18 protein-coding genes and 1 pseudogene are annotated in these 20,447 nt (G+C 64.5%); 6 read left to right on the forward strand and 13 right to left on the reverse strand.

Annotated elements, in window-relative coordinates; all coding sequences use genetic code 11:
• Positions 1-464, forward strand: a pseudogene (locus tag Amn_RS18905) (YciE/YciF ferroxidase family protein).
• A 74-nt stretch (positions 465-538) separates the two neighbouring features.
• On the opposite strand, the gene Amn_RS18910 reads toward Amn_RS18905, so the two are convergent.
• The 9 genes from Amn_RS18910 to Amn_RS18950 form a co-directional block, all read right to left on the reverse strand.
• Positions 539-1,633: an amino acid ABC transporter permease gene (locus Amn_RS18910; RefSeq protein ID WP_286290906.1), complete on the reverse strand. Its 1,095-nt coding sequence runs from the start codon at positions 1,631-1,633 to the stop codon at positions 539-541.
• Between the two features lies 1 nt (position 1,634).
• On the reverse strand, positions 1,635-2,783 hold the full coding sequence (locus Amn_RS18915) for an amino acid ABC transporter permease (protein WP_286290907.1): 1,149 nt from the start codon (positions 2,781-2,783) through the stop codon (positions 1,635-1,637).
• A gap of 76 nt (positions 2,784-2,859) precedes the next feature.
• A complete protein-coding gene (locus tag Amn_RS18920) occupies positions 2,860-3,882 on the reverse strand; it encodes an amino acid ABC transporter substrate-binding protein (RefSeq protein WP_286290908.1) in 1,023 nt (340 codons plus the stop codon).
• 194 nt (positions 3,883-4,076) lie between these two features.
• Positions 4,077-4,523, reverse strand: coding sequence for a universal stress protein (locus Amn_RS18925; RefSeq protein WP_286290909.1), 447 nt, complete (start codon positions 4,521-4,523; stop codon positions 4,077-4,079).
• A 159-nt stretch (positions 4,524-4,682) separates the two neighbouring features.
• Positions 4,683-6,908 carry a right-handed parallel beta-helix repeat-containing protein gene (locus tag Amn_RS18930; protein WP_286290910.1) on the reverse strand — a complete coding sequence of 742 codons (2,226 nt, stop codon included), beginning with the start codon at positions 6,906-6,908 and terminating at the stop codon, positions 4,683-4,685.
• 224 nt (positions 6,909-7,132) lie between these two features.
• Complete coding sequence (locus Amn_RS18935) at positions 7,133-8,305, reverse strand: Gfo/Idh/MocA family protein (protein WP_263006578.1); 1,173 nt, start codon at positions 8,303-8,305, stop codon at positions 7,133-7,135.
• Positions 8,306-8,384: 79 nt separating this feature from the next.
• Positions 8,385-9,443 carry a sugar phosphate isomerase/epimerase family protein gene (locus tag Amn_RS18940; protein WP_286290911.1) on the reverse strand — a complete coding sequence of 353 codons (1,059 nt, stop codon included), beginning with the start codon at positions 9,441-9,443 and terminating at the stop codon, positions 8,385-8,387.
• Between the two features lie 94 nt (positions 9,444-9,537).
• Positions 9,538-9,792, reverse strand: coding sequence for a DUF2087 domain-containing protein (locus Amn_RS18945; protein ID WP_263006576.1), 255 nt, complete (start codon positions 9,790-9,792; stop codon positions 9,538-9,540).
• Positions 9,789-11,090 (reverse strand): amidase, encoded by a 1,302-nt coding sequence (locus Amn_RS18950; RefSeq protein ID WP_286290912.1) that lies wholly within the window; start codon positions 11,088-11,090, stop codon positions 9,789-9,791. The genes Amn_RS18945 and Amn_RS18950 overlap by 4 nt, the downstream gene beginning before the upstream one ends.
• A 135-nt stretch (positions 11,091-11,225) precedes the next feature.
• On the opposite strand from Amn_RS18950, the gene Amn_RS18955 reads away from it, so the two are divergent.
• Positions 11,226-12,326, forward strand: a complete 1,101-nt coding sequence (locus Amn_RS18955; protein WP_154386343.1) for an NADH:flavin oxidoreductase/NADH oxidase — start codon at positions 11,226-11,228, stop codon at positions 12,324-12,326.
• Positions 12,327-12,445: 119 nt separating this feature from the next.
• Complete coding sequence (locus Amn_RS18960) at positions 12,446-13,504, forward strand: M14 family metallopeptidase (RefSeq protein WP_154386344.1); 1,059 nt, start codon at positions 12,446-12,448, stop codon at positions 13,502-13,504.
• An 80-nt stretch (positions 13,505-13,584) separates the two neighbouring features.
• Here Amn_RS18960 and Amn_RS18965 read toward each other — a convergent pair whose 3' ends face one another.
• Positions 13,585-14,001: a DUF1801 domain-containing protein gene (locus Amn_RS18965; RefSeq protein WP_286290913.1), complete on the reverse strand. Its 417-nt coding sequence runs from the start codon at positions 13,999-14,001 to the stop codon at positions 13,585-13,587.
• Positions 14,002-14,097: 96 nt separating this feature from the next.
• Positions 14,098-15,417, reverse strand: a complete 1,320-nt coding sequence (locus Amn_RS18970) for an NAD(P)H-dependent oxidoreductase (protein ID WP_286290914.1) — start codon at positions 15,415-15,417, stop codon at positions 14,098-14,100.
• Between the two features lie 304 nt (positions 15,418-15,721).
• On the opposite strand from Amn_RS18970, the gene Amn_RS18975 reads away from it, so the two are divergent.
• The 3 genes from Amn_RS18975 to Amn_RS18985 all read left to right on the forward strand — a co-directional run bounded on the left by Amn_RS18975 (position 15,722) and on the right by Amn_RS18985 (position 17,855).
• The gene (locus Amn_RS18975; protein ID WP_067960172.1) at positions 15,722-16,801 is read left to right on the forward strand and encodes a WD40/YVTN/BNR-like repeat-containing protein; all 1,080 of its coding nucleotides are present in this window, start codon (positions 15,722-15,724) and stop codon (positions 16,799-16,801) included.
• A gap of 9 nt (positions 16,802-16,810) precedes the next feature.
• Entirely contained in the window at positions 16,811-17,119 is a 309-nt protein-coding gene (locus tag Amn_RS18980; protein ID WP_067960169.1) for a MoaD/ThiS family protein, read from the forward strand.
• 79 nt (positions 17,120-17,198) lie between these two features.
• Positions 17,199-17,855 carry an SH3 domain-containing protein gene (locus Amn_RS18985; protein ID WP_286290915.1) on the forward strand — a complete coding sequence of 219 codons (657 nt, stop codon included), beginning with the start codon at positions 17,199-17,201 and terminating at the stop codon, positions 17,853-17,855.
• A 51-nt stretch (positions 17,856-17,906) separates the two neighbouring features.
• Here Amn_RS18985 and nadE read toward each other — a convergent pair whose 3' ends face one another.
• Positions 17,907-18,908 carry an NAD(+) synthase gene (gene nadE, locus Amn_RS18990; protein WP_067960163.1) on the reverse strand — a complete coding sequence of 334 codons (1,002 nt, stop codon included), beginning with the start codon at positions 18,906-18,908 and terminating at the stop codon, positions 17,907-17,909.
• Positions 18,905-20,440 (reverse strand): class I adenylate-forming enzyme family protein, encoded by a 1,536-nt coding sequence (locus tag Amn_RS18995; RefSeq protein ID WP_067960160.1) that lies wholly within the window; start codon positions 20,438-20,440, stop codon positions 18,905-18,907. Before Amn_RS18995 ends, nadE begins: the two co-directional genes overlap by 4 nt.
• Positions 20,441-20,447: the final 7 nt, after the last annotated feature.

Consider the following 20,447-nt stretch of genomic DNA (forward strand, 5'->3'; position numbering starts at 1 on the left):
ATGAAAACGCTGAACGAAATTTTCGAGCACACGCTCGAGGACATGTACTTCGCCGAGAACGCCATCACCAAGGCACTTCCCAAGGTAGCCAAGGCAGCCAAGGACGCCAAACTGAAGAAGGCTGCCGAGGAAAGCTCGAACAGGTCTTCAAATCGATCGGCAAGAAGGCATCGGGCGAGAAATGCGACGCCATCGAAGGCCTGATCAAGGAGGCCGACGGTTTGATAGAGGAGGCATCGGGCACGGCTCTGGATGCCGGCCTGCTCGCGGCCTGCCAGGCGGTGGAGCACTACGAGATCGCGCGCTACGGCTCGCTTCGCGAATGGGCCAAGGATCTTGGCCACGACGAGGCACATACATTGCTGAGCGAAATTCTCGACCAGGAAAAAGCGACCAACAACAAACTGACGAACTTGGCTGTGACGGCTATAAACAAGGCGTCACCCGCGGCCAGGGCGGCTTAGACCGGAGCCGCCGGTTGGCCCCGCCCCTCCTCCTGCGGGCGAGGCCTTGCTGGATGGGAAATGGGACCGGCCCCTTAGCGATACGACGTGTTGAATTGCCGCTCGAGGAACCGGCTGTAAGCTCCCATCAGCGCGCTGAACAGAAAGTAGACCGCAGCGGCAAAGACATACCCCTCAAGCACGGCGATGCCTTGCCAGTCGGGGTCGCGGAGCGCGGTGCGAACTGTATCGAGAAAGTCGAGCAGGCCGATGATGGTGACAAGCGTGGTGTCCTGGAAGAAGGCGATGAACAGGCTGACCAGCGCCGGAATGACCTTCTTCAGCGCCTGCGGTAGGATGATCTTGAGCATCACCTGCCAGTAATGCAGGCCGAGCGCACGGCCGGCTTCGAACTGGCCCGACGGCACATCCTGCAGGCCGCCGCGCACGATCTCGGCGATGTAGGCGGCGGCAAACAGGATGATCGCCACCTGGGCGCGCAACAGCTTGTCGATGGTGACACCGTCCGGCATGAACAGCGGCAGCATGACGGCGGCCATGAACAGGATGCTGATCAGCGGCACGCCGCGCACGAGTTCGATTAAGCCGACACCAAGCACGCGGATAGCCGGCAGATGCGAGGCGCGCGCAAGCGCCAGGCCGATGCCGAGCGGCAAGGCGAAGGCGAGGCCGACAAAGGACAGCATGAAGGACAGCGGCAGGCCGCCCCATTTCGAGGTCGGCACGGCGGTGAGGCCGAGGACGCCGCCGGCCATGAGAACGTAGAGTCCGGGCAGGATGACGATCGCCCAAGCAAGCAGCAGCCCCCTGCCCCAGACACGTGGGACCATCGACACGCCGCAGGCGCCGAGGAACAGGCAAAAGGCCACCAGCGGGCGCCATTGCTCCTCGAACGGATAGAAGCCGAACAGCATGTATCGCAGCTTGTCGGCAAGGAACGGCCAGCAGGCGCCGGAGCTTTGCTTGCAGGCGTCGGCGCCGCCGTCGAAGACGGCATTCACGAACAGCCAGCCGAGCGCCAGCTTGGCAAGCAACAGGATGAGTGCACCGCAGACGAGCGTTGTGAGCGCGTTGCCCGGCGTGCCGAAATAGGCTTTGCGCCACTCGGAACGCCGCGCCGGGCGGGCGGTGGGGTTGACGGTTGCGGCAAGGACCTGGGTGTCGCTCATCTCAGCGCGCCTTCAGCGCGACACGCGCATTGTACCAGTTCATGAACAGCGAGATTGCCACCGACAGGCCGAGATAGATGCCCATGAAGATGGCGATGGTCTCCATCGCCTGGCCGGTCTGGTTCATGATGGTGTTGGAGACCATGACAAGGTCGGGATAACCGATGGCGATCGCAAGCGAGCTGTTCTTGAACACGGTGAGATAGGTGTTGGTCAGAGGCGGGATGATGACCCGGAGTGCCTGCGGCAACACGACGAGCCGGAGCGTGCGCGAGCGCGGCAGTCCGAGCGCCTGGGCGGCCTCCCACTGGCCCCGGCTTACCGCCTGGATGCCGGCGCGGACGATCTCGGCGACGCTGGCAGATAGATTGAGCATCAGGCCGACGAGCAGCGCGACGAATTCCGGGCGGATCTGCAACCCTCCGGTGAGGCGGAATCGCCCGGCCTCGGGCGCGCTCCAGCTCAGCGAGACCGCGCCGCTGGCCCCTACGGCAAGCACCGGCAGAACGAGGAGGACAAGGGCAAAAATCCAGCCGGCATTGGCCTTGCCGCTGACAATGCGCCGGCGCTGGCTGATGTTGCGCACGACGAGTGCGGCGACTATGCCGAATGCGAGCGCTGCGAACGTCAGCCCGAAACCGCTCTGCCATTCGAGCAATGGCATTGCGAGGCCGCTATTGGAGAGAAAAAAGCCGGGAAACAGCTGGATCGCCTGGCGCACCGGCGGGAACACCAGGATGATCAGGAAGTACCACAGGAACAGATAGAGCAGCAGCGGCACGTTGCGCAGCAGCTCGACATAGGCAAGCATCAGGCGGCTGAGCAACGGGTTGGTCGACATGCGGCCGATGCCGACAAGCACGCCGATGATGGTGCCGAAGAAGGCTGCGAGGAACGACACCTTGATGGTGTTGATGAGCCCGACGAGGATGGCGCGGGCAACCGTGTCGGTCGGACCGTAAGAAATCGAGCTTTCGCTGATGGCGATGCCGGCCTGTCGCGACAGGAAGTCGAAACCTGTGGCGATGTCCTGCTTGGCAAGGTTCGCGCTCGCGGTCGCATACATCGCCCAGGCGGCGAGCAGCACCAGCGTAATGGCAACGAATTGGTAGAAGACTGCGCGAAACCGCGCGTCGTTTAAAAAAAGCATGGGCGCGCCGACGTCAGGAAAACCGATGGGACAAGAAAAGGTCCGCGCCGGATTTCGGCGCGGACCTTGCATCTTCTTAGCGGACCGGCGGAGCGTAGAGCAGGCCGCCGGCATTCCACTGCGTGTTGGGGCCGCGCGTCATGCCGAGTTTGGTCTTTTCGCCGAGATTGCGGTCGAACACCTCGGCATAGTTGCCGACGCCCTTGATGACGTTGTAGCCCCACTTGTTGTCGAGGCCGAGCATCTTGCCGAGCTCGTCGGCACCGCCCAGCATGCGCTGGATCTCGGGGTCCTCGCTCTTGGCCATCTCGTCGACATTGGCCTGGGTGATGCCTTTCTCCTCGGCGGCCATCAGCATGTAAACCGACCAGGAGACGATGTCGCGCCAGTTGGAATCGTTCTGGCGCACGGCCGGCGCCAAAGGCTCCTTGGAGATGGTTTCGGGCAACAGCACATAGTCGTCGGGATTGTTGGCGACCGCGCGGATCGAGGCGAGGTCGGAACGGTCGGAGGAGATCGCCTCGCAGCGGCCGGAATAGAACGCGGCGCGGTTTTCGTCGGGGCTCTCGAAAACCACCAGCTCGAACTTGCCGCCGACGGTGCGGAAGAAGTCTGTCAGGTTCTGCGAGGTGGTTGTGCCAGGCAGCGTGCAGATCGCAGCGTCGGTCAGCTCCCTGGCGGAGGCGACGCCGAGCGACTTGGGCACCAGGAGGCCCTGGCCGTCATAAAACACGGTCGGGCCGAAATCGATGCCGAGCGAGGCTTCGCGCGAGAAGGTCGCAGTCGTCTGGCGCGACAGGACGTCGATCTCGCCCGACTGCAGCGCCTGGAAGCGTGTGTTGATGTTGGTCAGGACGAAGTCGACCTTGTCGGGATCGCCGAACACGGCTGCCGCGATCGAGCGGCAGCCGTCGGCATCGAACCCCTGCATGCGGCCCTTGTCGTCGGCGGCGGCGAAGCCCGGCGTGCTGAGCGAGACGCCGCAGATCAGCTTGCCGCGTGCCTTGACGGTTTCGAGCGTGGTGGCTGACTGTGCCGCGCTCGCCCCCACCATCAGCGCAGCCGTTGCGGCGCACAGCGCCAGGAATTTACGTTTCATGCTTTCCCTCCCTTGATTTGACCGCAGGCCGCCATGCCATGTCTCCCCCGGCACGGCGTCACCTCGATCTGTCGCGGGACTATGTATGCATGTATTGTGTACGATTTGGAAGATTAATGTTGGGAGATATGTATACAATTATCCGGAGGTCTGGATTGGACTTGGCCTGACTGGCAGGGCGCATTGGAAGCCGCCTAGCGAACGACAAGCACCGGCGTATGGGCGTATTGGACAACTTTGGCCGTCTGGCTGCCCAGCAGCAGGCGGCCGACCCCGCGACGACCATGAGAGGCCATCACGATCAGGTCGCATCCAAGCTTCTGAGCCTTCTCCACGATCGCTTCCGCGGCAGAATCGGCAGTAACCTGAACAAGGTCGGGGGCGATGCCGATTTCGTCGGCGACTTGTCTGGCCGATCCCAGGATTGTCTCGGCAAATTCCTTCTGGCTGGCGTCGTAGCGTTGAATGTCATTGTCCCCTGCAACCCAGCCCGTCACCGTCGTGCCCAGCAGCGGAAATGGCTTTGTCACGATGACGACAGTGGCCTTGCTTCCGATGCTCTTGGCCAGCTTGAGGCCGTGCTCGACACCCTTTTGTGAGATGATCGATCCATCGGTCGCAACAAGAATGTGGCTGTACATGCAATTCCCCTTTCTCGATGCCTTCGAGACAAGGTGTAGCACTCACAGCCGTTTCGGTTTTGACATAGGTCAAATAGCGGTGCAGGTCGCATGACCAAAGTCTGCTCCGGGCCGCGCTCTTTCGGAGGCGAGCGCGTGTAGCCTTCGACGAAGGCCTCCTTACGGCGTGTTTCCAGTGACGATGGTGTCGCCTGCCGTTGTCAGAACACCGCTGTTGCCTCGCCCGACGAGGCGATTGTCGCGTACGGCCACGCCGGAGGACCAGACATAAACGCCATGCGGACCAGTTGACGTCACGGTGTTGTTTTCCACCACCCCGTTGTGGCTGTTGAGGCCTATGGATACGCCATACGAATAGTCCGGGCTCGTGGTCGTCAGGGTATTGCCGCTGACTGTGTTGGAGGTCGACCCCACCAGGGCGACGGCCGTTGCGTTCTGGCCATTGGTCGTCACTGTGTTGCCGGAAACGGTGCTGTTTGCGCTATAGCGCAGAAGGATGCCGGTAGCGCCGCTCGCGCGCGTCGTCACAGAATTGCCGCTCACCGTCAGGTTGTCGCTTCCTTCGGTCATGATGCCGAAGGCCGCCGTGTTGAGCGACAGGTAGGTATCGTTCGTTGTGTTGGTGGCCACGGTGTTGCCGGAAATGGTGGCGCCGTCGCTGTCGATAAGGCGTATCCCGCGGCTCATGTAGTTGTTGGTGGTCACCTTGTTGCCGGCAATTGCGATGCCGGCGCTGCCAGTGACGTTGATGCCGTTGGCCAGTTCGCCATTGATGGTAATGGTGTTGTTGGCAATCGTCAGGCCGCCGCTGTTGCTGACCGACAGGCCATGGGCCGGGCGCGCCAACGAATGGGCGTCGTTGTAGCCGCTGCCATTGCCATTGGTGGTGATGGTGTTGCCCTCGATACGGCCCGCGACATTGTCGGCGACGATGCTGATGCCGCTGGTGCCATTCTGGACGATGGTGGCGCCGCCGATGCTGACCCCGGTACTGTCGGTGATGGCGATGGCGCTGCCTTTGGCGGCAGTGATGCTGCCGCCCTGAAGGGTGAAGTTCGCTGTGCCGTCGACCCTAACCCCGTTGGCAGCCGAAATGACCGACACGTCGCGCAGGCTGGCGCCGCTGGCACCTGATATGGCCCAGGAGTTGGCATTCGACGAGGTGTTCTCGACGGAGATCCCGCGCATGGCGCTGTCCGTGGCCATCCTGACCAGGGTGTCGGTGGCCGCACCGGAAATGCGGCCCGCACTGCCCGCTGCAGCATAGTCGACGGCAACGCCGCTGGTCGCGCCCTTGAGCTTGAGCACTGTGCCGCCGCCGACGAGCAACTGCTTGTCGTTGAGGGAAATGGCGCCCGTCGCAGCGAGGTTGCCGTTCAAGAGCACGATGCCTTGGGCCCCGACGCTGTCGAGCGCGGCCTGGAGGGCGGTCTGATCCTGGGTCGTGCCGTCGATCCGCACGACCGAGGTTATGGTCTTGCCGTTCCACGCGTTGACCGCATCTTCGGACGAGGTGAGCGTATCGTACTTCGACCTGGTTCCGTTGCGGGTGGTCGAGACGATATCGACGTCGCGCACCACCGTGTCGGTCATGCGCCGTTCCATGTAGGAAAGCGGCTCGCGCCCGGCGGATGAGGCTGCCTGCAGGGGAATGCGCAGCCGCGCCTGGGTGATCCACTGCTCGCCGCGGACATCGTCATGCTGGAAGGTCAGCCCGGCGGTCAGCTTCACGCCGGGAAGATCGATGAAGTCTGCGGCGGTGAATTCGAGCCGCGCGCGTGGGCCGGCAATCGCCTCCACGTCGGAGCCGCCGAAATAATAGCCGCCGACAAAGGCGCGCATGTCGAAGCCCGAATCCGGCTCGAACACCGGCAGCCTGATGCCGATCTCGGCGTCGGCGCCGGCCAGCGCCTTCTCGACCCTGTAGCTGGTGGTTGTCGTCTGCACCGCCTGGTGTTGGATCGCCAGCGACGTGCCGGTCAGCACGGCCTGGCTGCTCCAGGGACCAACTGTCGCGGTCGCGCCGAGGTCCATTCGCCGCTCGGTCTCGCCGACCGGCAGGTAGGCGTTGGCGCGCAGATCGAAGACCTCGCCCAGGGCCTCAGCGCCGAGCGTCAGCTGATGGAAATTGTTGCCATAGGGCGAGCGGCGGATGTCGTAATAGCCATAGGCTCCCAGGTTCCAGCCGGACGGCAGCATGTGCCTGATGCCGAGGCCGAAATTGCCCTCGACGGAATCGTTGTTGTCGAACTTGCCGCGCAGATCGGTGAAGACAAGCGTGTCGCTGTTCTGGAGTAGCGGGACGAACAGGTTCACCTCGCCAAGCGAGCGTCCACTGCTGAACTGCCCGCCGGTTTCGACCCACGGCCCCCATCGCTTGGCCAAGGCATCGTCCGCGTAGACTGGTGAAGCGGCACAGATCGCCAACAGAGACGCTGAAAGAGCCCATCTCGAATGCATGAATAGATGTCCAGCAGATGCAAAGATCTGCTGGTTGCCACGGGGCACCGGTCACGGCTAGCCGGTCAGGGCGATGATACCAAAGTTGGTTCGTGAGCATCGCCGACCGGTTGGACTGACGATGTCGACGAACAGGGACTGACCAACGCCTAGAGCTTCGTCCACGCTGCGTTCTTCTTCGAAGAGCGCACGCATGCCTCGACGAAGGCAACGCCTTCGACGCCGTCCTGCACCGTCGGGTAGATGACGTCCTTGCCCGGCTTGCCGCCCTTCCTGCGTGCAGCGCGGATGGCGCGGGCGGCTTCCTGGTAGATGTTGGCGAAACCTTCGAGATAACCTTCGGGATGGCCTGAGGGCACGCGGGTGACGCGCGCTGCGGCCGGGCCGGCGCCGACGCCGCCGCGGGTGATCAGCTGCTTAGGCTGACCGAAGGGCGTGTACCAGAGATAGTTCGGATCGGCCTGCACCCATTCGATGCCGCCCTTCGAGCCGTACACGCGCAGTTTGAGCCCGTTCTCATGCCCCGGCGCCACCTGGCTTGCCCAGATCATGCCCTTGGCTCCGCCCTTGAAGCGCAGCATGACGTTGACGTTGTCGTCGAGCAGCCGGCCCGGCACGAAGGCGTCGAGATCGGCCGACAGGCTGTCGAGCTCCAGGCCGGTGACGAAGCGGGCGAGATTGTAGGCATGGGTGCCGATGTCGCCGGTGGCGCCGCCGACGCCCGACTGTTTTGGATCGGCGCGCCAGGAAGCCTGCTTCTGGCCAGTCGCGGCGAGATCTTCAGTCAGCCAGTCCTGCGGGTATTCGGCCTGGACGACCCTGATGTCGCCGAGCTGACCCTTGGCAACCATCTCTCGCGCCTGCCGGATCATCGGATAGCCGGTGTAGTTGTGGGTGAGCACGAAGACCTTGCCGGTCTTTTCGACCAGCGCCGCAAGTTTCTTCGCCTCGGCCAGCGTCGCCGTCAGCGGCTTGTCGCAGATGACGTGGATGCCGGCTTCGAGGAAGGCTTTGGCGGCGGGATAGTGTACGTTGTTGGGCGTGACGATGGCCACCGCCTCGATGCCGTCGGGCCGTTTCGCCTCGGCCTTGGCCATCTCGGCATAGGAGGTGTAGCTGCGCTCGGGATCGAGGCCGACCTCGGCGGCGGAGACCTTGGCTCGCTCCGGGTTGGACGACAGCGCACCCGCAACCAACTGGAAGTCGCCATCCATGCGGGCGGCGATGCGGTGGACTGCACCGATGAAAGCGCCCTGCCCGCCGCCGACCATGCCGTAGCGGATCGGGCCAGCGCCGTCTCCGGATTTCGATGCACCGACCATGTGTGTCCTCCCTTGATATGTTGGCGCCGCCCCTCATCCCCCTGCCGGGACCTTCTCCCCGTGAAGGGGGAGAAGGAGGCTACGCGATCCCCATCATCTTCCGCAGCATCGCCCGGTCGCTCGACCCGCCGGCAAAATCGTCGAACGCCTTGTCGGTGACGCGGATGATGTGGCTTTCGATGAAGGGCGCGCCTTCGGCGGCACCGTCTTCCGGATGCTTGAGGCAGCATTCCCATTCGAGCACCGCCCAGCTGTCGTAGCCATATTGCGCCAGCCTGGAAAAGATGCCGGTGAAATCGACCTGGCCGTCGCCCAGGGAACGGAAGCGCCCGGCGCGGCCGAGCCAGCCCTGATAGCCTGAATAGACACCCTGGCGGCCGTCGGGATTGAACTCGGCGTCCTTGACGTGAAACGCCTTGATGCGCTCGTGATAGATGTCGATGAAGGCCAGGTAGTCGAGCTGCTGCAAAAGAAAATGCGACGGGTCATAGTTGATGTTGCAGCGCTTGTGGCCGCCGACGGCGTCGAGGAACATCTCGAAGGTCGCGCCGTCAAAGGCGTCCTCGCCCGGATGCAGCTCGAAGCAGAGATCGACGCCGGCCTCGTCATAGGCGTCGAGAATCGGCGTCCAGCGCTTGCCGAGCTCGGCAAAGGCCTCTTCGATCAGGCCTGCAGGGCGCTGCGGCCAGGGATAGAGATAGGGAAAGGCCAGCGCGCCGGTGAAGGAGACGCAGGCCGTGAGCCCGAGATTTTGCGACGCCCTGGCGGCGAGTTTCATCTGCTCGACCGCCCATTGCTGGCGCGCCTTGGCATTGCCGTGCACTTCGGCAGGCGCAAAGGCGTCGAACTGCACGTTATATGCCGGGTGGACGGCGACCAGCTGGCCCTGCAGATGGGTCGACAGCTCGGTGATCTCGACACCCGCATCGGCGCAGGTGCCCTTGATCTCGTCGCAATAGGTCTTCGACGTCGCAGCCTTCTGAAGATCGAACAGGCGCGCGTCGGGCGTCGGGATCTGCACCCCCTTGTAGCCGAGACCACCTGCCCACGATGTAATCGATTTCAATGAATTGAACGGCGCAGCGTCGCCGGCGAACTGGGCGAGGAAGATCGCGGGACCCTTCATTGTCGATGTCATGGCAAACTCCTCGTCCGATTCCGGCCTGCAACGTTGTAGCGGCCAGATGACCATTATTCAGGCCAGCTCCGCAAGAGGCCAGCAAACCTCCGACTTAACGGGCATCGGCACGGCGATAGATGGCGGTGACAGGGTTGCGCGAAAAGCGCCCGCTCTCGAACAATTCGCGCCTCAAAAGGGCCCAGTCGCCGAAGCTGTGGTAGCGCTTGAGGACGTCGTTGACCTCGCGCTCGCTGTAGTCGCGTCCGGTCTCGAATTTTGCGACGAGGAAATCGAGCACCACCAGCCGGTCGGCGGCCTTGGCCGGCCAGCGCGTGACGACGCCGTCGTCGGTGATCAAACCGGTCATGGCCTATCCCTAAGCAGTGCCTCGACGGCAAGGCCAGCGGAAAGCAGTCGGCGGTCGTGGCCATGGCGCGCCATCAGCATCAGGCCGGACGGCAGCGCCGTACCGGCCATCGGCAGCGACAGGGCGCAGAGGTCGAACTGGTTGGCGACCTGGGTATTGCGCAACAACAGCCCCTCGATGCGGTTGGCGTGTGCAAGGTCGGCCAGCATGTCTGACATCGGCTGTGCCGGCACGGGCGTCGTCGGCAGCACGACGAGATCATGCGCCGACAGCCGCGCGTCCATGGCGGCGGCAAGCTCGACGCGGCGGTTCATCGTCCTGATGTAGCTGACCGCCGGAACCTGCATGGCGCGGCCAAGCGCGCCGCTGACATTGGGGTCGATGGGCACAGACGCACCATTGGCCAGCCAGTCGGCGTGGATCGAGGCCCCCTCGATCGCAGCGATGGTGCCGGTCCGTGTCGCGGCGCGGAAATCGGCCAACAGGTCGTCGATCTGGCAGTCGCCGATCACCGCACCGGCAGCCGAAAGCAGGTGCAGCGCGCGCTCGAAGCTGGCCGCCAGGCCAGGCGCCATGTCGTCAAGCAGCCGGCCACGCGGCATGGCGATGCGCAGGCCGGCGAGCGACAGAGCTGGCAGCGAAAAATGCTCCTTGCCCGACATGACCGCATCGGTGGCGATGCATTGCGCCACTGTGTTGGCGAGCGGGCCGATGGAATCGAGCGACGGCGACAGCGGGAACGCGCCATCAAGCGGAATGCGCCGTGCCGTCGGCTTGAAGCCGACGACACCGTTGAGGGCGGCGGGCACCCTGACCGAGCCGCCGGTGTCCGAGCCGATCGAAATGTCGGAGCTGCCTTCGGCGACCGAGACTGCGGCGCCCGAGGACGAGCCGCCCGGGATCAGCCTGGAATCGGCGGCGTTGCCCGGCGTGCCGTAATGCGGGTTGATGCCGAGCGCGGTGAAGGCGAACTCGGTCATATGGGTCTTGCCGATGATGACAGCACCGGCGCGGCGCAAGCGCTTGACCACCAGCGCGTCGTCCCGTGCCGATTCGGCATCGCGCCGCAGCACCGAGCCGGCCAGCGTCGGCTCACCAGTGACGTCGAACAGGTCCTTGATCGAGACGATTGTGCCATCCAGTGGCCCGAGCATCAGCCCTGCCCGGCGGCGCGCATCAGCGGCATCGGCGGCGGCGCGCGACACATCGGCATAGAGCTTCATGAAGACTCGTTCTTCACCAGCGCGCGCAGCAAGCCGCGAAAGGATCGCCTCCAGCCGGTCCCTGGTCGTGGTCATCCACCCCTCCGATTCGCCATTGCCGCCGTTGGGCCGCGGCAGGGTCGCGACTGTTAGCACGGTCTGGCCCCATGCAACACGGTTGCCCGCCCCGTCAAACATCTTACAGTCGCCTTACCAAGCCCAGGAGCCGTCATGACCGCCCATCTGTTTTCGCCGATCAAGCTCGGCACGCTCGATTTCCCCAACCGCATCGCGGTTGCGCCGATGTGCCAGTATTCCGCCGACGACGGCTCCGCGACCGACTGGCACCTGCAGCACTGGATGAACCTCGCCATGTCCGGCGCAGGCATGGTCACCGTCGAGATGACTGATGTCGAACGGCGCGGCCGCATCAGCCATGGCTGCATGGGGCTCTATTCCGATGCCAACGAAGCGGCTGCGAAACGCGCCCTCGACGCAGCGCGGCGGGTGGCGACGCCAGGTGCGAAGTTCGGCGTGCAGCTTGCGCACGCCGGCCGCAAGGCCTCCAATCACAGGCCATGGGACGGCTCGGGCCCGCTCAAGCCGGAAGAGGATGCATGGCCTGTGGTGTCATGCTCGGCGCTTGCCTATGCCGATGGCTGGCAGGTGCCGCATGCGCTTGATGAAGACGAGATCGAGCAGACCATCGGCCATTTCGTCCAGGCGGCGCAGCGGGCCGAACGCGCCGGCTTCGACTTCATCGAGCTGCATTCGGCGCATGGCTATCTGCTGCACCAGTTCCTGTCGCCGCTGTCCAACCACCGCAGCGACCGCTGGGGCGGTTCGCTCGAAAACCGCATGCGCTTTGCCATGACGATCGCCCGCCGCGTCAAGGAAGCGGTGCCAAGCCTGATGCTCGGCGCCCGCATGTCTTTGACCGACTGGGTCGATGGCGGCTTCACCCTCGAGGAGGCGATCGAAGTCGCCAAGGCCTATCGTGAGGCGGGCGTCGCTTACCTATGCTGTTCGAGCGGCGGTAATTCCCCACACCAGAGCCTGCGTACCGGCCCCGGCTACCAGGTCCACCTCGCCGAGGCGGTGAAGAAGGCGACGGGCATCCCGGTCCGCGCCGTCGGCATGATCGACCAGCCTGAGCAGGCCGATGCCATAATCCGCGAGGGCCAGGCCGACATGGTGGCGCTGGGCCGCGCATTGCTCGCCGATCCGCGCTGGCCGTGGCGTGCCGCAGCCAGGCTCGGCCACGAGTTCCATCCTGCCCCGCAGTTGGCCCGCTCGGCGGCGCTGATGAAGCAATGGGGCTCGGCGGCCTGAGGAGTGGCGACACGTCTGGAGCTGCGGCTGCGGCGCGCTGGACCATGACACACCACCTCGGCTCTGGTGAATCACCAGCCGAGCGGTTAGGCAGCAGTCGAAGCATCGAGGGACATGGCATGGAAAAATCGGTCGAGACGATCAGGGGCGACAGCGAGGGCATCGCCTACGAATTTGCGCTCTACCGCATTTCGGGCACCTCGTCCGAAGCGCCCTCGGCCTACATCCAGGCGGCCCTGCATGGCGACGAACTCCCCGGCGTCGTCGCCATCGACGCGCTGATGCCAATACTGCGCAAGGCGGAAAACGAAGGCCGCGTGCGTGGCAACGTCACAATCGTGCCGCGCGCCAACCCGATCGGCGCCAATCAGTTGCTGTTCGGGGCGTCGCAAGGCCGCTTCGACCTCGGCACACGCGTCAACTACAATCGCGATTTCCCGTTGCTCGACAGGCCCGACACCGCGCTGTTGCCGGGTGACGAGGTACCGATGTCGTCGGACCGGCGGCTGAAGGCGCGCCTGCTCAAGCTGTCGCTTGGCCACGACATCGTGCTCGACCTGCATTGCGACGACGAGGGTGTCGCCTATCTCTACGTGCCCGACGAGCTGTGGCCGGCGATGGCCGACTGTGCCGCCAACATGGGCGTGGACGCCGTCATCCTGTGGAGCGGCCAGTCGGGCTCATCCTTCGATGAAGCCTCGCTGCATCCCTATCTCAAGATGCCGCGCAAGGAAGCAAGGCTCGAAAGCCGCGTCGTCACGACAGTCGAGTATCGCGGCGTCTCCGATGTCTATGCCACCGTTGCCGAAGCCGACGCTCAGGGCCTTTATCGCCTGCTTGTGGCGCGTGGCGTGATCGAGGACACGTGGATCGAAACTCAGAAGACGTTCGCCGGCGTGGTAGCGCCGATCGACCATATCGAGATGGTGCCCGCCCCTTGCGCCGGCGCCATCCTCTACCACGTCAATCCGGGCGACACCGTCAAGGCGGGAGCCCATATCGCGACGATCGTGCGCGCGGCCGGCGAGGACGGCGGCAGGGTCGAGGTGCTGGCACCGCAGGACGGATTCATCCTCACCCGCCGCTCGCACCGCGCCACGCGCGCCGGCGACGACCTCGTCAAACTGGTCGGCGTAGCCCCCAGCAGCGATGCGCGAACAGGCGCGCTGGAGGCGTAACCTAAGCTGGCGAGCCGAAATGCAAGCAGGCAGCGGACCAAACGTGAAGGAGCCCTGCCCGCCGAAGCGGGCCTTACGCCTCAGCCGCTCTTTGCCTTCTTCGGCGCGCGGGCAGCCTTGACCGACATGTTCAGCGCCACCGCCGCCTGAATCAGCGCCTTCAGCGCCGTTTCATCGAGCGTGTCGCCCTCATGGATGTCGATGGCGCGGCGGGTGTTGCCATCGAGGCTGGAGTTGAACAGGCCGGACGGGTCTTCGAGCGACGCGCCCTTGGCAAAGGTCAGCTTGACCACGCTCTTGTAGGTCTCGCCGGTGCAGATGATGCCGGCGTGCTCCCAGACGGGAACGCCCCGCCACTTCCACTCCTCGACCACTTCGGGGGCGGCCTGTTTGATCAAAGCGCGGACGTGGGCAAGCGTCTCGCCGCGCCAGTCGCCCAGGTCCTTGATCCGTGCATCGATCAGTTGCGAGGGCGTCGCGCCCGAGTTGCTGTCCATGGTCATCTCCTCATTTCCATGATCGTCGTCCACGATCTGGGCGTCCGCCAACGCCCAGATCGCAAGCTTCGCTCGCCTGCCGGCCAGCTCGTTGCCTTATGCCCCGTAAACCAGCCTGTCCTGCCTTGCGCGCAGCTCGGCGATCTTCGAACCTGGCGCAACGGCGGCGTTGGCCGTGGTGATCAGTTCGCCCTTTTTGATCGGGGCGGTGACGGTGCCGCCCTGCAGCAGGCCGCAGGGGATGGCTTTTGCCGCACGGGCCTCGCCCGCCGTCATGATCCAGGCGCGGTAGGTGTATTCGCCGATGGCATCGAGCGCGTCGCCGGGCGCAAGATCCTTCTTGGCCACCGCACAGACGTCGGCCACCGGCTTGGCCAGCGGCACCATGTCGGCCTTGCCGTAAAGCACCACACGGGCACAGGTCAGCGGCACCTCGAGCGAGGTCAGGTGATAGGGCCGGTGGAAGGTGAAATACGGGCCATGGCCCATCTTCAAATCTTCCATGCGCTCGCGGATGCGCGGATGCGACATGTCGGCGATGACGAACACGCCGGGGGCAACCCCCTTGCCGATCGAATAGTCGACGACGCCGACCTTGGAGAGAACACCGCCGTCCTTCTCCGGGACCAGCACCTTGTTGAGCTCCGGCAAGGTCGCGGCCGGGCCGTGCATGCCGGCCTTGTCCGGCACCAGACCGGTGGCATTGGCGATCGCCGCCATCTCGACCATGGTCTTGGAGCCGTCGACGAACTCGACAAGCATACGCACGTTCATGTTGCGGCGGGCCGCTTCCTCGGCATAGTCGTGCGGCACCGCGTCGATGTTGAGCGGGTTGTTCTTGCCCTTGCCGGCAGCGACGATGGTGTGGCCCATCGCCGAGACGAACTCGATCAGCTCCATGCAGGACGACGGCTCGTCGCCGGCGCCGAGCGAATAGGTGACGCCAAGCCTGTCGGCCTCTGACTTGAGATAGGCACCGATGGTGACGTCGGCCTCGACATTCATCATCACCAGATGCTTGCCATGCTCCATGGCGCGCAGGCCGATCTCGGCGCCGACGGCAGGAACGCCCGTCGCATCGATGACGACGTCGATCAGGCCGCTGTTGAGGATCAGGTCGGCATCATTGGTGACCGCGACCTTGCCGGCCTCGATCGCCTCGTTCAGCGCCGAACCGGAGGCAACTTCGCGGGCGTGACCCTTCTCCTGATAGGCGATGTCGACGGCGCGATGCGCGTTGGGCAGGTTGAGCTCGGAGATCGCGCCGACCTCGATGCCGGGCATGTGCGCCACCCGCGCCACAATGTCGGTGCCCATCTCGCCCGAGCCGATCAGGCCAATGCGGATCGGCTTGCCGGACTTGCCGCGCTCGGCAAGATCCCGCGCCAAGCCGACAGGGGCTACGTTGATGGTCATCCGATGGTTCCTCCCGAGCACGCTGATATGTCCAACCTAAAGCGCGACGGGTATTGAATTATGGCGCCCTGTCAACTCGAATGTCGCCGGCACAGTCTGGGCTGCCGTTTGTCAGGAGCATGGCAGCTCAATCTGGCCCGCCTGCCGCTTTGCCGCTATGGTCAGCTGTCTTTGTCAGCATCTGGATCATCCCCGGGAGGAGCCGGGATCCCGAGCCGGCATTGCCGGGAAAAGCCAGTGTTTGAAATGCGATAGCAGCCGATCCGGAATCGATCCCTGAAGATCGGCACTGCGGGAGGAGAACATGGCAGAGAAAGTGCTTGTCCTGCTCGGCACCAAGAAAGGTGCCTTCATCGCCGAAAGCAATGCGGCACGGCAGAGCTGGAAACTGCGCGGACCGTTCTGCGAGACCTGGCCGATGAACCATGTCGTCGCCGACCAGTCGACCGGCACCATCTGGGGCGCCGGCGGCAATGAGTGGTTTGGGCCGGCGGTTTGGAAGTCGACCGATCTCGGCGAGACCTGGACGCATTCGTCGGAGGGGCTCGCATATGCCGAGGGCGAAGAGCCGATCAAGGCGGTGTGGAGCCTCGCCAAGGGTAATGGCAGCCTTTATGCCGGCGTGCAGCCGGCCGGCCTGTTCCGCAGCGACGATTCCGGCCAGAGCTGGCAGCACATAGACGGCTTGCAGCAACACCCGTCCCGGCCACATTGGAACCCCGGCGGCGCCGGCCTCATCCTGCATTCGCTGGTACTCGATCCCGACGACCAGGACCGCATCTGGATCGGCATTTCGGCGGCCGGCGTGTTCTACACTGGCGATGGCGGCGCGACCTGGGAGCCGCGCAATCTCGGCACCCGCGCCGATTTCATGCCCGAGGGCGAAAACTACCCAGAATTCGGCCAGTGCGTGCACAATCTGGTGATGGCGCCGGGCATGCCCGACCGGCTCTACCAGCAGAACCATTGCGGCATGTACCGGTCAGACGATGGCGGCAAGCGCTGGGTGAGCATCGAAAAAGGCCTGCCCTCGACCTTCGGCTTTCCGGCCGCGGCGCACCCGCGCGATCCCGAAACGCTCTATCTCGTGCCGCTCAACGGCGACAGCGCCGGCCGCTACGTGCCCGACGCCAAGGCCGCCGTCTGGCGGACGCGCAACGGCGGCCGAGAGTGGCAGGCGATGCGCAACGGCCTGCCGCAGGAAAACGCCTATATCGGCGTGTTGCGCCAGGCGATGGCAACCGACAGGCTCGACCCCGCCGGCGTCTATTTCGGCACCAGTTCGGGCGCGCTGTTTGCCAGTGCCGACGAAGGCGAGAGTTGGGTCAACGTCACCCAGCACCTGCCGGCAATCCTGTCGGTCGAAACGTTGGTCGTAGACTGAGCGGCGGCCGTGGACAACAGCCCTGCCCCGGAAAGCCGAAAAGCAGCGCTCGCCACCGTCGTGGTGCGCCTGCCCGGGGTGCTGGTCGATCTGTTTCCGGGTGCTTCGAGGCGCGTCGAAGTTCCGGCTGAAACCGTCCGCGACATGGTCGACGAGCTCGACAGCCGCTGGCCCGGTATGCGCGACCGCATCTGCGACAGCCGCCCGGCTATCCGCAAGCATATGAACGTCTTTGTCGAAGGCGAACGCGCCACGCTGACAACCAGGCTCAAGCCCGGTGTCGAAGTCTTCGTATTGACGGCGATCAGCGGCGGTTAGGGCTTCCGTCGAAACTGGATTACTCTGTGCCGGCACATCGGCTAACATCCCCAAGCTATTGATCCAGCGGGGATACCAGATGCGGAAACTCGGTCTTCTCTTTGCAGTGATGCTGACCTTTGCGCCTGCCGTGCCGCAGGTCGTGGCAGCCCAGGAGCGCATGGAAACGCTGCGCATGCGCCCTGGTGCTACGCAGACGACGGTGCGCGGCATTGTCTTCGGCCCGATCAGCGCCTCCTACCGGCTCGAGGCGCGAGCCGGCCAGCGCATGAGCCTCGACCTCAATTCGCGCAACACCTTCCTCTATTTCAACGTGCTCGACCCGCGCGGCCGCGCCATAGCGCGTGAGCAGACGCGGTGGGACGGACGCCTGCCCGCCTCCGGCCTCTACACCATCCAAATCTATTTGGTGCGTGCCGAAGCGCGGCGCAATCGGCCCGCCCCCTTCTCGCTCAGCGTCTCGATCTTCGGCCGCGGTAGCGAGCCCGGCCCGGGCCCGAACCCGGGTCCTGGCCCCGGGCCCGATCCGCGCTCCTGGCGTGTCGTCGGCGTGACGCCCAACGACGTGCTCAACATGCGCTCGACGCCTTCGCCGCGCGGTTTCTTGATCGCCGAAATCCCGTTTGATGCCAGCGGCCTGCGCAATCTCGGCTGCCAGGATCGCCAGAGCTGGTGCAAGGTGCGCTATCGCGGCCAGGAAGGCTGGGTTAACGGCCGCTTCCTGCGCCCGGAATAAGATCAGTCGCGGAAAGGGCCACCGGCGAAACGGTGGCCTCCATCAGGCGCCTCAGATCTCCGGCACGGGATCGACGAGAAGCGGGCCGCTGTGCAGGTAACGCGTCGTCTTGCGCTTGGAGGCGATGTCGGTCCAGACGCGGCCAACCTGCTCGGCGGTCAGCCCGGCAGCACGGCCGACTTCTTCCGCCGCAATGCCGTTGTTGAGCCCGTAGAGGCACAGGTCCATGCGATCATATGGCAAGGAGAAATAGAACTCCTCCTGCGTCTGCTGCAGCGAATAGGTGTCGGTGGTCGGCGGCCGCCGGCGGATTTCCTCCGGCACGCCGAGATGGGCGGCCAACTGGTAGACCTGCGACTTGTAGAGATGGGCGATCGGCTTGACGTCAGCGGCACCGTCGCCGTTCTTGACGAAGAAGCCTTGGTCGTATTCCAGCCGGTTCGGTGTGCCGATGACGGCGTAGTTGAGTCGGTCGGCGTGGAAATATTCGACCTGCTTGCGCGTCCGCTGCTTCATGTTGGTCGAGGCGACGATGCCGAGATAGACATGCGGCGGCATGCGCAGCTTGGTCTGCTTGCCCTCGGGATCCTGCACCACCAGCGACGAAATGTTGTAGCCTTCGTTGGTCAGCGCATTGGCGATGACGATCTTGCACGCCCAGCCGGCGCCGTATTCGGGCACCAGTTCACGGATGAAGGCGTCGCGGCGCTCGTAGCAGCCCATCGCCTTGAGCGTCGGGCCGATGTTCTCAACGACCGCGGATATCCCGAAGGTTTCGGCGACGAGGCGTCCGAGACGCAGGCTTTCGGGATCGGAATCGTCCTCCGGCATGAACAGAGCAAAGACGTTCTTGGCGCCGACGGCGCGCACCGCGAGGGCAGCACTGACGCTCGAATCGACGCCGCCCGACAGGCCGAGCACAAGCCCGCGCCGGCGGAGCGTGCCGGTCAGTTGGCTGCGCAAGGCGGCTGATATTCTCGTCGCTTCGGCTTCGGGATCGATGGTCAGCGTCGCCGCGCCGAAACTGCCGGTTTGCGCCAATGGCATGTTCATTGCGTCGGCTCCATGGATTCGGCGGCGAGACGCCGGCTGACCTTGCCGGTGTCGGTCCGGGGCAATTCGGATCGGAACTCGATGATCTTGGGCACCATGAAATCCTCGAGATTGGCTTGGCAGTGGCGCAGGATTTCACGCTGGGTCAGGTTGGGATCGGAGAGCACGATCAGCGCGCCGATGGCGTGACCGAGGATAGGGTCGGGTATGCCGATCACCACCGCCTCGGCGACACCGGGACAGGCGTGAAGAACGGCCTCGACCTCTTTGGGCGCCACCTTTTCACCACGCGTCTTGATGATGTCGTCCTTGCGCCCGACGAAATAGAGGAAACCTTCGGCGTCGCGGCGGAACAGGTCGCCGGTGTAGAGCAGCTTTTCCCACGGGTTGAAGCCCGGGCGCAGCATGCGGTTGGTCGCTTCCGAATTCTCCCAGTAGCCCTGCATGACATGCGGCCCGCGGATGACCAACTCGCCCGGTGTATCAGGCGGCACCGGCTGGCCGAGATCGTCGACGACGAAGGCTTCGGTGTTGGGAATGGCGATGCCGACCGATCCGGGGCGCCGGTCGAGCTCCGCCGGCGGCAGGTAGGTGCAACGCTTGCACTCGGTCAGGCCATACATGGAATAGAGCCGGGCGCCGGGGAACAGCTCGCGCAGCCGTGCGATATGGGCCGGCGGCAGGGCGGCGGCGGTGTTGGTGACGTAGCGCAGGCTGGGCAGGAAGCCCGGTTTGATGTCGCGCATCTGCAGGATCAGCGCCGCCATTGTCGGCACCAGCGGGAAGCCGGTGACGTTCTCGGCGCGGATGACGTCGAAGATCGCCTGCGGGAAGGAGAACGACTTCTCCAGCACCAGCGTCGCGCCCATCTTGATCGACATGATCAGCTGGTAGAGCCCGTAATCGAAGGCCAGCGGCAGGACGTTGAGGATGATGTCGTCTGGTGTGTTCTCGAGATAGGTGGTGATCGAACCGGCCGCCGCCTCGATGTTGCGATGGGTCATCATCACGCCTTTGGGCCGGCCGGTTGAGCCCGAGGTGTAGATCAGCATGGCAAGGTCGACGTCGATGCCGCCATGAAGGGGCATTGCGGCACTGCCTTGCAGGCATTCTTCGAATGAGACCGCACCTTCCGGTGCCTTGCCGCCGGCAGCCGTTGACACGACGATCAGTTCGCCGCCGTCATTCGCCTCGGTGACGACCGGCAGCAGCCGGGCCTGGGTCAGCACGGCGCGCGCGCGGCAGTTGCCGATGATGAAATCGAGCTTGTCGGCTTTGGTCGACGGGTTGATCGGACTGAAGACGGCACCGGCCTTGGCAATGGCGAACACCGACACCGCGGCTTCCCAGCAATTGTCCATGAAGACCAACACGCGATCGCCACGGCCGACGCCAAGATCGCCGAGCCTTGCTGCCAGCCGGTCCGACATGCTGTCGAGTTCGGCGTAGGTCAGGCGCATGTCGCGGGCAATCAGCGCGGTCTTGTCGCCCCGCAACCGTGCACTGTCGCGTAAGAACTGCTCCAGTCGCATTGCCCCC

It is taken from the genome of Aminobacter sp. Y103A (assembly GCF_030294925.1).
GTDB classification, from domain to species: Bacteria; Pseudomonadota; Alphaproteobacteria; order Rhizobiales; family Rhizobiaceae; genus Aminobacter; species Aminobacter ciceronei.